Below are 12397 nucleotides of genomic sequence, written 5' to 3' on the forward strand. Positions count from 1 at the left end.
CAGCAGCCCAGGAGGTTCAAGCCTCCTGCTCCACTGCACTTTGCGCACACCGCGCAAACAAAAAGGCCTGAGATCACTCCTCAGGCCTTTTGCTTTGTTCCCGCCCATCGGCTAGAGCGCCACCTCCAAGAAGCCCTAGGGTTGTCCCGCTCGGCACCAAGCGCTTGCTCGGCAAAAATGTAAGCATGAGCAAAGTCATTGTTTTCGCCACCCCCGTTTTCCTGCTGCTGATCGCTTTGGAGTTCGCCTGGAGCCGGCGCGCGAGCGCACGCGTAGCCGGCGCACGGGCCTATCGCCTGAACGACGCCATCAACAGCATCAGCCTGGGCATCCTGAGCCAGGTCAGTGCGGTGCTCACCAAGCTGCTCAGCATCGGCATTTACACCGCCGTGTTCGGCGTAGTGGCGCTCTACCCCGATCTGGAATTCTGGAAGAGCTGGTACGGCGTGCTGCTAGCACTGGTGTTCTACGACTTTTGTTACTACTGGTTGCACCGTGCAGGCCACGTGGTGGCGCTGTTTTGGGCAGCCCATGTGGTGCACCATCAAAGCCAGCACTACAACCTCTCCACCGCACTGCGCCAGACCAGCAGCGGCCACTTGTTTGGCTGGATCTTCTACCTGCCCATGGCGGTGGCCGGCGTGCCGCCGCTGATCTTTGGCATCGTGGCGCTCATCGACCTGCTCTACCAGTTCTGGGTGCATACCGAGCAGGTGGGCAAGCTGGGTTGGTTTGACCGCGTGTTCTGCTCACCCAGCAACCACCGCGTGCACCACGCCGTGAACGATCCCTACATCGATAAGAACTACGGCGGCATTCTGGTGCTGTGGGACCGCTGGTTTGGCACCTTTCAGGAGGAACAGGAACCCTGTGTGTACGGCACGCGCGGCGCCCTCAACAGCTGGGACCCCTTCTGGGCCAATGCCGAGGTCTACTGGGGTCTCGCCAAAGACAGCTGGGCGACCCAACGCTGGGCCGACAAACTGCGCGTCTGGCTCAAGCCGCCGGGCTGGCAACCACCCGACCTGGCCGCAGCCCAGCCCAAACCCGCCTTCCAACTAGCACAGGTCCGAACTTTCAACCCGCCGCTGAGCCGCAGCCAACAATGGTTTGCCGGCCTGCAATTTGCGCTGGCATTGGGAGCGGTGGCCGCCTACCTGTGGGTCGCCGACTCGCTGAGCCTGTCCGACGCCGCCATGGGCGCAGCGGCCTTGTCGGCATCCCTGTGGGCTTTGGGCCGCTTCATGCAAAACGGCCTGGCAGCGCTGGAAGTCCTGCTGGTGGAAGCCGCCGCATTGGCCACGCTGGGGGCCGTGGGCTTGCTGCCCTACTACCTGTTTACCAAACCGCTGGCCATGGTGCTTGCTATTGCTTTTGTAGCTGTTTGCGCATATTTCACGGGGGCTAGAAGCCTACGAAAGCAAAAATCCATGGCTTTGCTGGTGGGCGCCTTGACGTTCTCTTTGGTCGGGGATGTGTTCCTCATGCTGCCCGGCAACTATTTCATCCCCGGACTCGCTTCGTTCCTGGTGGCACACCTGTTTTACCTCGTGCTGTTTCGCCAGGGCCATGCCTGGTTTCCCAACCGGACGGCGCTGGTCTATGTGCTGGCTTTTGGTGCCGTGATGTACGCCACGCTCTGGGGCAGCCTGGGCGACCCGGTCCTGAAGGGCGCAGTCGCGGCGTATGTTTGCGTGATCTCGCTGATGGCCGCGCAGGCAATCGGCCGCGCCCGTGTGCAAGACGGTGCCGCTGCCCGCTGGGTGGCGGTGGGGGCCTGTGTGTTCATGCTGAGCGACTCGCTGATTGCGGTGAACAAATTTCTCACGCCCGTGCCACTGGCCGCGTTCTGGATCTTGCTGACCTACTACGTGGCCCAGCTGCTCATCGTGCACCACGCGGTCGCCGAACAGCGCACCTAGTCACCCAGCAGGTCCACCGCAGGTGCAGCCGGTGCCGTCACGCCCAGATGCCGGTAGGCGGCCAGCGTGGCGATGCGCCCGCGCGGTGTGCGCTGCAGGTAGCCCTGCTGGATCAGGTAAGGCTCGATCACATCCTCAATGGTTTCGCGCTCTTCGCCAATGCTGGCGGCAATGTTGTCCAGCCCCACGGGGCCGCCGTCAAAGCGGTGGATCACGGCCTCCAGTAGCTTGCGGTCCATCAGGTCAAAGCCCTGCGGGTCCACATCCAGCATGGCCAGCGCGCGGTTGGCAATATCGAGCGTGATCTTGCCGTCGCCCTTCACCTCGGCATAGTCGCGCACGCGGCGCAGCAGGCGGTTGGCAATGCGCGGTGTGCCGCGCGAGCGGCGGGCGATCTCAAAGCCGCCCTCTTCTTCCATGGGCACGCCCAGCAGGCCCGCACTGCGTTTGACAATGCGCCCCAGCTCTTCAGAGCTGTAGAACTCCAGCCGCGCCACGATGCCAAAGCGGTCGCGCAGCGGGTTGGTCAGCATGCCCGCGCGCGTGGTGGCGCCCACCAGCGTGAAGGGCTGCAGGTCCAGCTTGATGCTGCGTGCGGCCGGGCCTTCGCCGATCATGATGTCGATCTTGTAGTCCTCCAGCGCGGGGTACAAGATTTCTTCCACCACGGCCGAGAGGCGGTGGATTTCGTCAATGAACAGAACGTCGTTCTTTTCCAGCCCCGTGAGCAGCGCCGCCAGGTCCTTGGGCTTTTCCAGCACGGGGCCACTGGTCTGGCGCAGGTTCACGCCCAGCTCATGCGCGATGATGTGGGACAGCGTGGTCTTGCCCAAGCCCGGCGGGCCAAACAACAGTACGTGGTCCAGCGCTTCATTGCGTTTTTTGGCCGCCCCGATGAAGATCTCCAGCTGCTCGCGCACCTTGGCCTGGCCCACGTACTCATCCAGCAACTTGGGGCGCAACGCGCGCTCGATGGCCTCTTCGCTGCTGGACACCGGCGCGGCAGACACCATGCGCGGCGCGGCAGGGGGAGGAACAGAAAAGTCGTCGGTCTGAATGCTCACGAAAGAGGCCTATCCATGCTGAAAATCACAAAACCCAGGGTGGGTGCCCACTATAGCGCGGCACCGCTCGCGCTCAAGAAGCGCAGCCACAGTGCCGATATGCAGGATATCCCCTCCTTGTCTGGCGCGTCCGGGCCTGGATTCATGTTTCTGCACGACTGAAAGGCTGCGCCAGCCATGCCCCATCGCTTTCCCTACTTTCTGCTGCTGGCATTGGCGCTCGGCACCGCCACGGTATGGGCCAGCGACGCAGCGCCCGTGACCAAACCCGCCGTTGCCAAAAAAGCGGCGGTGGACATCCAGGCCACCAGCGCCTCCAACGCCAAAGAGGTGGGCGACCAGTTGCGCGAAGCACTGGGGGTGACCGCAAAGAAAAAACTCACCATCACCGTCAGCGGTACCGGGCCTGCTGGTGCGGCCTCCAACGGCCGCCGCTCATCCGCGCACAGCACGACACTGGCCAACCAGACCACCAAGCAGGGCGCAGATGCCCACGGGGGCGAGGTGCATTGGGCCTACGAGGGCGAGGCCGGCCCCCAGGCGTGGGGCAAACTCAAACCCGACTTCAACATCTGCGCTCTGGGCAAACGCCAGTCCCCCATCAACATTGAAGACGGCTACACCCTGCAGGGCCCGGCAGAACCCATCCTGTTCAACTACACCCCCAGCAACGGCACAGTCCTGAACAACGGCCACACCATCCAGGTGGATGTGCAGGGCGACAACACCGTGACCGTGCGCGGCTCGCGCTACAAGCTGCTGCAGTTCCACTTCCACACGCCGTCTGAAGAACAGGTGAACGGCAAGCGCGCTGCCATGGTGGCGCATCTGGTCCACAAGAATGACGACGGCCAGCTGGCGGTGGTCGCAGTGTTGCTGGAACCCGGCGTGGCCAACCCCCTGATCGACAAGGTCTGGACTTATATGCCGCTGGAAGTGAACGACCGGGTACGCATGCCGCGCGAACTGCTCAACCTCAACGAGCTGCTGCCCAATGACCAGCGCTACTACCAGTTCATGGGCTCGCTGACCACGCCGCCGTGTACCGAGGGCGTGCTGTGGACCGTGCTGAAGCAGCCCATGCAAATCAGCCGCGCGCAGTACAAGCTGTTCACCCAGCTCTACGCCAACAACGCGCGCCCGGTGCAGGCGCTGAATGGCCGCCCGGTGCGTGAAGCCCAATAATTCGCTATTGATTTAGTAGCTACTTGCGCAATATCTGCGGGGGCTAGAAGCTTATTTTGCCAATGCCTTGAGGGCCAACTTGATACCGTCGCTGACCCCTACTTCTTTGGGCAGCGCCTTCAGGGCGGCGGCAGCTTCCTTGTCGCTGTAACCCAGCGCCAGCAGCGCTTGCAGGATGTCGGCCTGGGCGTCGCTGGTCGCGCCCAACGGGGCACCAAGGTCCGCACCCAGCTTGCCCTTCAGCTCCAGCAGCAGGCGCTCGGCGGTTTTCTTGCCGATGCCCGGCACCTTGACCAGGCGCCCGGCCTCCTGCAACGTCACGGCCTGGGCCAGGTCGCCCACATCCATGCCCGAGAGCACCGACAGCGCGGTGCGTGGGCCCACGCCGGAAATCTTGATGAGCTCGCGAAACGCATCGCGCTCTTTGGCGGAACCGAAGCCGTAGAGGATCTGCGCGTCCTCCCGCACCACAAAGTGGGTCAGCAGACTGACTTTCTGGCCCTCGGCCGGCAGGTTGTAAAACGTGCTCATGGGCACCTGCACCTCGTAGCCCACACCGCCGCAGTCCACGATGACCTGCGGGGGATTTTTGTCGCTGAGGGTGCCTGTGAGTTTGCCGATCATCGTCTTTTGCCTGGGGTTGTAGCGCGGGGTGTGGCCTGGGGGCCGAACATTGGGGACAATGCAGGGTAGCGCCAGCCTTGGCGCCCCCTTTTAGCCTTGCCGGATTATCAGCTTGATTCTCAAACACATCTTCACCCCGCTGAACAACACGCGCCTCTCGCACCTGTGCGGCCCCACCGATGAGCACCTGCGCACCATCGAGCGAGAACTGGAAGTGCGCATCGCCCACCGGCATGAGCAATTCAAGGTGGAAGGCGCCAAGGCCAAAGCCCAGCGCGCCATGGAGATGCTGCAGGCGCTGTACGAAATTGCGGCTCGGCCGATCGCCGCATCCACGGTGCAACTCATGCTGAGCGGTGACGGCGGTGCGGACGCCGCGGACGGCCCGACCCTGGCCACGCGCCGCGCCGACCTGAAACCGCGCAGCCAAAACCAGGCCGTGTACCTGGACAACATTGCCGAGTTCGACATCACCTTTGGTATCGGCCCCGCAGGCACCGGCAAGACCTACCTGGCCGTAGCGGCAGCGGTGGACGCACTACAGCGCAGCGCGGTGCAGCGCATCGTGTTGACCCGCCCTGCGGTGGAAGCGGGTGAACGCCTGGGCTTTTTGCCCGGTGACCTCAATCAGAAGGTGGACCCCTATCTGCGCCCGCTCTACGACGCGCTGTATGACCTCATGGGCTATGACCAGGTGCACAAGGCCTTTGAGCGCCAACAACTGGAGATTGCCCCCCTTGCCTTCATGCGGGGGCGCACGCTGAACAATGCGTTTGTGATCCTGGACGAGGCGCAGAACACCACGCCTGAGCAGATGAAAATGTTCCTCACACGCGTGGGCTTTGGCACCAAGACGGTCATTACAGGCGACGTGAGCCAGATCGATCTGCCCAAGTCGCAGATGAGCGGTCTGGTGGACGCCGAGCGCATCCTGCGCCGCACGCCGGGCATTGCCATCACACGCCTGACCAGCGCCGACATCGTGCGCCACCCGCTGGTAGCCCGCATCGTGGACGCGTATGACGCTGCGCGGCTGGAAGATTTGCCACGCATCGCCATCCCAGATCCCGAGCCCGAGCTGCCCCGCGTGGGCCTCCCCAAAACCCGAACCCCGAAAGCGCGTTGATGCTGCCCGAACTCTCCCTCTCCCTGCAATTCGGCAAGCTCAGGGATGCCGACAAGCACCGCGCCGCCCTCAAGCGTCACAAGGTGATCCGCTGGATTCGCAACACGCTGGAAGTGGACGGCGAGATCACGGTGCGTATCGTCGACGCGGAAGAAGGCCAAACGCTCAACAGCGAGTACCGCCAGAAGGACTACGCCACCAATGTGCTGACCTTTGACTACACGCAAGACCCTGTGGTGACCGCCGATCTGGTGTTGTGCGCGCCGGTGATTGCCAAGGAAGCCAAGGAGCAGAAGAAAACGCTGGAGGCGCATTACGCCCACATGATCGTCCACGGAACCTTGCATGCGCAGGGCTGGGACCATGAGCTGGACGAGGATGCGGAGGTGATGGAGCTGCGTGAAACCGAGATCATGCAGCGCCTGGGCTTCAAGAACCCTTATTGATATTTTTTGGCCCTAGCCCTCATGGATAGTGCGCGAGCAGCTACTGAATCAATAGCAATCAGACGGCAGGCGCAACCCGCATAGGAATCGTCACCGGCCCATCATTGACCAGCTCCAGCTGCATATCCGCTGCAAAAATGCCGGTCTGAACAATAGGGTGCGCCGCCCGCGCCTGGGCCACAAAGTAGTCGTACAGACGTCGCCCCTCTGCCGGAGCCGCTGCGTTGGTGAAACTGGGCCGGTTGCCACCTGTGGTGTCCGCCGCCAGCGTGAACTGGCTCACCAGCAACAAGCCGCCCACCGTTCCCGCACCGTCCAGGTCCGGCACCGCGAGGTTCATCTTGCCGGCGCTGTCGCTGAAGATGCGCAGCTTCAGCAGCTTGGCCAACAACTTGTCCGCCTGTGCTTCGGTATCGCCCTGCTCGGCGCACACCAGCACCAGCAGACCGCGATCAATCTTGCCGACCACCGCATCATCCACCGTCACCTGGGCGCGCCGCACCCGTTGCACCAATGCCAGCATGGCGCGGGGTCAGGCGAGCGTCACGCGGGCGAACTTGCGCTTGCCGACCTGCAGCACATAGGTGCCAGCACCCAGCTTCAGGCCCTTGTCACTCACCACATTGCTGTCGATGCGCACACCGCCACCGTCAATCAGGCGGTTGCCCTCGCCGCTGGACGCCGCCAGTCCAGCGGACTTCAGCAAGGCGCCAATACCAATCGCCGCACCTCCATCGCCCAAGGGCAAGGTGATCTCGTCGATCTGGTCCGGCACACCACCCTTGCTGCGGTTGATGAAGTCCTGCTCGGCCGCATCGGCCGCGGCGGCCGAGTGGAAACGCGCCGTGATTTCCTTGGCCAGCGCCACCTTGGCGTCCTTGGGGTTACGCCCGCCGTCCACTTCAGCCTTCAGCGCGGCTATCTCGGCCTCGCTCTTGAAGCTGAGTAACGTGTACCATTTCCACATCAGCACATCCGAGATGCTCAGCACCTTGGCAAACATGGTGTTGGCGTCCTCAGAGATGCCGATGTAGTTGTTCTTGCTCTTGGACATTTTCTCGACGCCGTCCAAGCCTTCCAGCAGCGGCATGGTCAGGATGCACTGCGGCTCCTGGCCGTATTCGGCCTGCAGCGTGCGGCCCATCAGCAGGTTGAACTTCTGGTCGGTGCCGCCCAGTTCCAGGTCGCTGTGCAACGCCACGCTGTCGTAGCCCTGCATCAGCGGGTAGAGGAATTCATGCACCGCAATCGGTGTTCCTGCCTTGAAGCGGTCGTGGAAGTCGTTGCGCTCCATCATGCGGGCCACGGTGTAGCGGCTGGCCAGCTGGATCATGCCGCGCGCCCCCAGCGGGTCGCTCCATTCGCTGTTGTAGCGCAGCTCGGTCTTGGTGGGGTCCAGGATCTTGTCAGCCTGGGCGCGGTAGGTTTCGGCGTTGACCTTGATCTGCTCGGCCGTCAGCGGCGGGCGGGTGCTGTTGCGGCCGCTGGGGTCGCCAATCATGCTGGTGAAATCGCCGATCAAAAAGATCACCGTGTGGCCCAGATCTTGCAATTGCCGCATCTTGTTCAGCACCACGGTATGGCCGATGTGGATGTCGGGCGCAGTGGGGTCCAGCCCCAGCTTGATGCGCAGCGGCTTGCCGGCGGCTTCCGACTTGGCGAGTTTTTTCACCCACTCGTCTTGCGGCAACAGTTCTTCCACACCGCGCAGGGTCACGGCCAGGGCTTCGCGGACACGGTCGGTTACAACAAAAGAGGGGCTTGAGGCTTGATTCATAAGGGTTTTTTCTCGTTGCTGGGGGATGGGCGGCCGCTATACTGCGGGCTCTCTCCTGCAACGTGTTCGTTGCCAGCGGCTGGATTTTAGTCGTGCCGCTCCATCCACCGGAGTCCCAGATTTTGAAACACGGATTGATCCAGGCCGCAGAGGCTTGCTTTGCGTACACACGTGACCTGGCCCAGCGCCACCCCCAACGCATCACGGCCGCCATTGCGGCTCTTCTGGTAGGCGGCACCGGTGCCACCTTTGCCGTAGCGTCTTTCGCGCCCGATGCCGCCGACCTTCCCGTACGCACTGTGGTGGAAGCCGTGCAGCCCCTGTCCGCAGCGCCGCTGGACATGGCCCTGCCCGAGCAGACCATGCGCTTGTACCGCTCCGAAGTCACCCGCTCCACCGACACGGCCGACAGCCTGCTCAAACGCCTGGGCGTGTTTGATCCCGCAGCGGCAGCCTTTTTGCGTGCCAACCCCCAGGTGCAACAGCAACTGCTGGGCCGTGCCGGCCGCAACGTCACGGCTGAAGTCAATGAACTGCAGGGCCTGACATCGCTGACCGCACGCTGGAGCCCCTTGGACGACGGCACCTTCAAGCGCCTGAGCGTGACCAAAGACGGTGCCAACTTCAAGGCCCAGCTGGAAACCCTGCCCTTGGTCGCCACCACGCGCCTGGCAGGCGGCGTGATCCAGACCTCGCTGTTCGCCGCCACCGACGATGCGCACCTGCCGGACTCCATCGGCGTGCAGATGGCCGAAATCTTCTCGGGCGATATCGACTTCCACCGCGCCCTGCGCAAGGGCGACCGCTTCTCCGTGGTGTACGAAGCGCTCGAAGGTGACGGCGAGCCCTTGCGCTCCGGCCGCGTGCTGAGCGCCGAGTTCGTCAACGCCAGCAAGGCCCACCAGGCCATGTGGTTCCGCGACCCCACGGCCACCACTGCCGGCACGCCCAACAAGGGCAGCTACTACACCCTGGCGGGTGAAAGCCTGCGCCGCGCCTTCCTGGCTTCGCCACTGGAATTCTCACGCATCAGCAGTGGCTTCAAGATGCGCTTCCACCCCATTCTGCAAACATGGAAAGCCCACTTGGGCGTGGATTACGCAGCCACGACCGGCACCCCGGTTCGCACCGTGGCCGATGGTGTGGTGGACTTCGCCGGTGTGCAAAACGGCTTTGGCAATGTGGTCATGGTTAAGCACCGCAACAACCAGACCACGGTGTACGCCCACCTCAGCCGCATCAGCGTCAAAAAAGGCCAAAGCGTGTCGCAGGGCCAAAACATCGGCGCTGTGGGCGCCACCGGTTGGGCTACCGGCCCGCACCTGCACTTTGAATTCCGCATCAATGGTGTGCACCACGATCCGCTGACCATCGCCCGCCAAAGTGAATCCATGCCCGTCGCCGCCGCACTCAAGCCCCAATTCGACCAGGCTGCCCTCTCCATGCGCGCCCAACTGGCCGCCGCGTCCCAGCTGCGACCCGGCAGCGCCGAGTAGGCGCACGCGCCATGTCTGAGCTCTTCATTGGCCTGATGTCCGGTACGTCGCTGGACGGTGTCGACGGCGTGCTGGCCGACTTTTCTCAAGGGCGTATGCGCGTACTGCAACACTGCAGTGCGCCGCTGCCCGCCGCGCTGCGCGCAGAGTTGCTGGCCCTGAACACGCCGACTGATAACGAACTCCACCGTGCGGCCCTGGCTGGCAACGACTTGGTGCGGGTGTATGCCGATGTGGTCACCAACTTGCTGCAAACCACCCAGACTCCACGCACCGCCGTCCAGGCCATCGGCGCCCACGGGCAAACCGTGCGGCACCGCCCGCAGGAGTTTGATGGCACGGGCTATACCCTGCAGTTGAACCAGCCAGCACTGTTGGCCGAGCTGTGTGGCATCGACGTGGTGGCCGATTTCCGAAGTCGCGACGTGGCGGCAGGTGGTCAGGGCGCTCCACTGGTGCCTCCTTTCCACCAGGCTTTTTTTGGACAAGACGGTCGTGCCCTGGCCGTGCTAAACATTGGCGGCATCTCCAACATCACGGTGCTGGACCCTGCAGCAGAAGCGCCCGTGCTGGGTTTTGATTGCGGCCCCGGCAATGCGCTGATGGACAGCTGGTGCCAAGCCCATACCGGGCAGGACTTTGATGACGCGGGGCGCTGGGCCGCGGGCGGACAGGTACACGCGAACTTGCTGGCGCATCTGCTGACCGAGCCCTTCTTCGTAAAACCCCCCCCAAAAAGCACCGGGCGCGACCTGTTCAACCCTGCATGGCTGACCCGTGTTTTGTCGAGGTTTGCAGGCCTGTCACCGCGGGATGTGCAGGCGACGCTGACCGAGCTGACCGCGCTGTCGTGTGCGCAGGCGTTGCGTGGGGCATCCCTGCGCTGCAGCACCTTGGTGGTCTGCGGCGGAGGGGCCTTGAATGCCCATTTGATGCAACGGCTGACGCACCACCTGCCTGGATGCACCGTGGAGTCATCCGATGCTTGGGGCCTTCCGCCTCTGCAGGTTGAGGCCAGTGCCTTTGCATGGTTGGCCCGCCAAACCTGCTTGCGCCAAACGGGGAGCCTGCCAAAAGTAACGGGCGCCCAAGGCGCCCGCATACTCGGTGCAATCTTCCCCGCGTAACCACGCAGGGACTGCAAAATCTCAGGTCGAAAACGACGAACCGCAGCCGCAGGTGGAGGTAGCGTTCGGGTTTTTGATCACGAACTGCGCACCTTGCAAATCTTCCTTGTAGTCAATCTCGGCACCCATCAGGTACTGGTAGCTCATCGCATCAATCAACAAGGACACACCATTTTTGGTCATGGTGGTGTCGTCTTCGTTGGTGATTTCATCAAAGGTGAAACCATACTGGAAACCGGAACAACCGCCGCCCTGCACGAATACGCGCAATTTGAGGTCAGGATTGCCTTCTTCGGCAATCAGGTCCGCCACCTTGGCCGCAGCGCTGTCGGTGAACAGGATCGGGGAAGGCATTTCGGTCTGGATATTTTCGGCAACTGCGCTCATGGGGAACTCCGGTCAGTATCAGGATGCTGCAAATAGTACAGGAATTCGCTCGGGAATTCTCTTACTGGTTATTTGCCGCTAGTTTCAGTGTGGGCTTTTCTTCTGCACCCAGCAATGGGCGCAACTGGCCCGCAATCAGGGCCCCCTGGTGCATTTCCAGGGCTGCATACTCCACATCACCCTCGATGCGTGCCTTGGGCTGCAGCTCCAGCATGTGGCGGGCATGGATAGGCCCCTTCACCGTGCCGTTAATGATGATGTGGTCTGCGGTGATTTCACCCGTCACGCTGGCGGAATCAGAAATAACCAAAATGCTAGCTACGGCATCACTGGCCACCACGTTGCCCACGATCACGCCATCGACGCGCAGGCCGTCCGAAAAGGCCATGTTGCCGTCAATTTGCGTGCCTTCGGCAATCAGGCTTTTGATGGGGGGCTGCTTTTTCTTATTGAACATGGTGAACCTCTGTAGACATTACAGCTTGAGGGTCTGGGTCGCCTTGACCGTGGAACCCTCAAGAACCCGCGCTGACACACTTTTGACAACGACCTGAGGAGGAAGCGCCAACTCGCCCTCCATGCGTCCGTACTGCTTGATCCGGATAGGGATGGCCCCATCCGGCAAGGTGGCGAACCAGGGTTTGCCATTCACCGTGCCCGTAAAAGTCAACTCCAAACGACCTGAGAACTCTTGCGTATTGCGGCCCGGTTGCATCACCAGCGCTTGCCATTTTAACGTTCCGGGAGAACTCAGTTCTGCCTGCAGACCCCGAATCGCCAAACCTTCGACCGCTCCGGCAGGAATCAGCTTTTCAAAGAAGCCCAGATCGTCACGCAAAGTGCGATTGTCGGTTTCCAGCTGCTTGACCTGTGCCAACAGTTTTTCGTGCGATGCCTTCTCTGCCGTAACCAGCGTGTCCGCGGTATTGGCGATTGATTGGGCCTGATCGCGCTCTGTTTTGACATCAGTGAGCTCGGCGCGCAAGGTGGCAACCTCCGTGCGCAATTGCATCAACTCTTCCTTCGAACCTTTGTCCAGCCCGGCAATGTCTTTGCCAAACTCAAACGCCCACAAGCCTATGGCAGCGCAGAATCCCAGCACGATGGCCAGCACGGCCCACCGGAAAGGCCAGGGCAACGCGCTGCGCACGGCCATGCGCGGGGCACTGATGGTCAAGCGGCGACGGAGCAGGCGGAATCTCATGGAGGGCGAAGTCTAGCAGCCCAAAAGACAACAGCCGCC

Annotated in this window: 14 protein-coding genes; 7 read left to right on the top strand and 7 right to left on the bottom strand. The window is 62.4% G+C overall.

The window, feature by feature from the left end:
- Positions 1–185 precede the first annotated feature (185 nt).
- A complete protein-coding gene (locus AC07OE_RS19385; protein ID WP_495072203.1) occupies positions 186–1922 on the top strand; it encodes a lysoplasmalogenase family protein in 1737 nt (578 codons plus the stop codon).
- Here AC07OE_RS19385 and ruvB read toward each other — a convergent pair.
- Positions 1919–2986, bottom strand: coding sequence for a Holliday junction branch migration DNA helicase RuvB (gene ruvB, locus AC07OE_RS19390; protein WP_495072204.1), 1068 nt, complete (start codon positions 2984–2986; stop codon positions 1919–1921). The genes AC07OE_RS19385 and ruvB overlap by 4 nt on opposite strands.
- A 15-nt stretch (positions 2987–3001) precedes the next feature.
- Between ruvB and AC07OE_RS19395 the strand changes: the two genes are divergently transcribed.
- Both AC07OE_RS19395 and AC07OE_RS19400 read left to right on the top strand, forming a co-directional pair.
- Complete coding sequence (locus tag AC07OE_RS19395) at positions 3002–3148, top strand: hypothetical protein (RefSeq protein ID WP_495072205.1); 147 nt, start codon at positions 3002–3004, stop codon at positions 3146–3148.
- 15 nt (positions 3149–3163) lie between these two features.
- Complete coding sequence (locus AC07OE_RS19400) at positions 3164–4171, top strand: carbonic anhydrase (protein WP_495072206.1); 1008 nt, start codon at positions 3164–3166, stop codon at positions 4169–4171.
- Positions 4172–4222: 51 nt separating this feature from the next.
- On the opposite strand, the gene ruvA is transcribed toward AC07OE_RS19400, so the two are convergent.
- A complete protein-coding gene (gene ruvA, locus AC07OE_RS19405) occupies positions 4223–4795 on the bottom strand; it encodes a Holliday junction branch migration protein RuvA (protein WP_495072207.1) in 573 nt (190 codons plus the stop codon).
- Positions 4796–4907: 112 nt separating this feature from the next.
- On the opposite strand from ruvA, the gene AC07OE_RS19410 reads away from it, so the two are divergent.
- Both AC07OE_RS19410 and ybeY read left to right on the top strand, forming a co-directional pair.
- Complete coding sequence (locus AC07OE_RS19410) at positions 4908–5921, top strand: PhoH family protein (protein WP_495072208.1); 1014 nt, start codon at positions 4908–4910, stop codon at positions 5919–5921.
- Positions 5918–6367: an rRNA maturation RNase YbeY gene (ybeY, locus tag AC07OE_RS19415; protein WP_495072209.1), complete on the top strand. Its 450-nt coding sequence runs from the start codon at positions 5918–5920 to the stop codon at positions 6365–6367. The genes AC07OE_RS19410 and ybeY overlap by 4 nt, the downstream gene beginning before the upstream one ends.
- A gap of 58 nt (positions 6368–6425) precedes the next feature.
- Here the strand turns inward: ybeY and dtd are convergent, their stop codons facing one another.
- The gene (gene dtd / locus AC07OE_RS19420; RefSeq protein WP_495072210.1) at positions 6426–6890 is read right to left on the bottom strand and encodes a D-aminoacyl-tRNA deacylase; all 465 of its coding nucleotides are present in this window, start codon (positions 6888–6890) and stop codon (positions 6426–6428) included.
- 9 nt (positions 6891–6899) lie between these two features.
- Positions 6900–8144 (bottom strand): tyrosine--tRNA ligase, encoded by a 1245-nt coding sequence (gene tyrS / locus AC07OE_RS19425; RefSeq protein ID WP_495072211.1) that lies wholly within the window; start codon positions 8142–8144, stop codon positions 6900–6902.
- Between the two features lie 122 nt (positions 8145–8266).
- Between tyrS and AC07OE_RS19430 the strand changes: the two genes are divergently transcribed.
- Both AC07OE_RS19430 and AC07OE_RS19435 read left to right on the top strand, forming a co-directional pair.
- Positions 8267–9640, top strand: coding sequence for a peptidoglycan DD-metalloendopeptidase family protein (locus tag AC07OE_RS19430; RefSeq protein ID WP_495072212.1), 1374 nt, complete (start codon positions 8267–8269; stop codon positions 9638–9640).
- A gap of 11 nt (positions 9641–9651) precedes the next feature.
- Positions 9652–10767, top strand: a complete 1116-nt coding sequence (locus AC07OE_RS19435) for an anhydro-N-acetylmuramic acid kinase (RefSeq protein WP_495072213.1) — start codon at positions 9652–9654, stop codon at positions 10765–10767.
- 21 nt (positions 10768–10788) lie between these two features.
- On the opposite strand, the gene erpA is transcribed toward AC07OE_RS19435, so the two are convergent.
- From erpA to AC07OE_RS19450, 3 genes are all read right to left on the bottom strand, one after another.
- Positions 10789–11154 carry an iron-sulfur cluster insertion protein ErpA gene (erpA, locus tag AC07OE_RS19440; RefSeq protein WP_310344961.1) on the bottom strand — a complete coding sequence of 122 codons (366 nt, stop codon included), beginning with the start codon at positions 11152–11154 and terminating at the stop codon, positions 10789–10791.
- 61 nt (positions 11155–11215) lie between these two features.
- The gene (locus AC07OE_RS19445) at positions 11216–11611 is read right to left on the bottom strand and encodes a bactofilin family protein (RefSeq protein ID WP_495072214.1); all 396 of its coding nucleotides are present in this window, start codon (positions 11609–11611) and stop codon (positions 11216–11218) included.
- Positions 11612–11629: 18 nt separating this feature from the next.
- On the bottom strand, positions 11630–12358 hold the full coding sequence (locus AC07OE_RS19450) for a DUF6776 family protein (protein WP_495072215.1): 729 nt from the start codon (positions 12356–12358) through the stop codon (positions 11630–11632).
- Positions 12359–12397 lie beyond the last annotated feature (39 nt).

It is taken from the genome of Rhodoferax sp. GW821-FHT09E07 (assembly GCF_059416145.1).

What these genes read in the sequence shown, in the direction of transcription:
- AC07OE_RS19385 (WP_495072203.1), top strand. Translation starts at nt 186, where the DNA reads ATGAGCAAAGTCATTGTTTTCGCCACCCCCGTTTTCCTGCTGCTGATC.
- AC07OE_RS19395 (WP_495072205.1), top strand. Translation starts at nt 3,002, where the DNA reads ATGCTGAAAATCACAAAACCCAGGGTGGGTGCCCACTATAGCGCGGCA.
- dtd (WP_495072210.1), bottom strand. Translation starts at nt 6,890, where the DNA reads ATGCTGGCATTGGTGCAACGGGTGCGGCGCGCCCAGGTGACGGTGGAT.
- ruvA (WP_495072207.1), bottom strand. Translation starts at nt 4,795, where the DNA reads ATGATCGGCAAACTCACAGGCACCCTCAGCGACAAAAATCCCCCGCAG.
- erpA (WP_310344961.1), bottom strand. Translation starts at nt 11,154, where the DNA reads ATGAGCGCAGTTGCCGAAAATATCCAGACCGAAATGCCTTCCCCGATC.
- tyrS (WP_495072211.1), bottom strand. Translation starts at nt 8,144, where the DNA reads ATGAATCAAGCCTCAAGCCCCTCTTTTGTTGTAACCGACCGTGTCCGC.
- AC07OE_RS19435 (WP_495072213.1), top strand. Translation starts at nt 9,652, where the DNA reads ATGTCTGAGCTCTTCATTGGCCTGATGTCCGGTACGTCGCTGGACGGT.
- AC07OE_RS19445 (WP_495072214.1), bottom strand. Translation starts at nt 11,611, where the DNA reads ATGTTCAATAAGAAAAAGCAGCCCCCCATCAAAAGCCTGATTGCCGAA.
- AC07OE_RS19450 (WP_495072215.1), bottom strand. Translation starts at nt 12,358, where the DNA reads ATGAGATTCCGCCTGCTCCGTCGCCGCTTGACCATCAGTGCCCCGCGC.
- AC07OE_RS19400 (WP_495072206.1), top strand. Translation starts at nt 3,164, where the DNA reads ATGCCCCATCGCTTTCCCTACTTTCTGCTGCTGGCATTGGCGCTCGGC.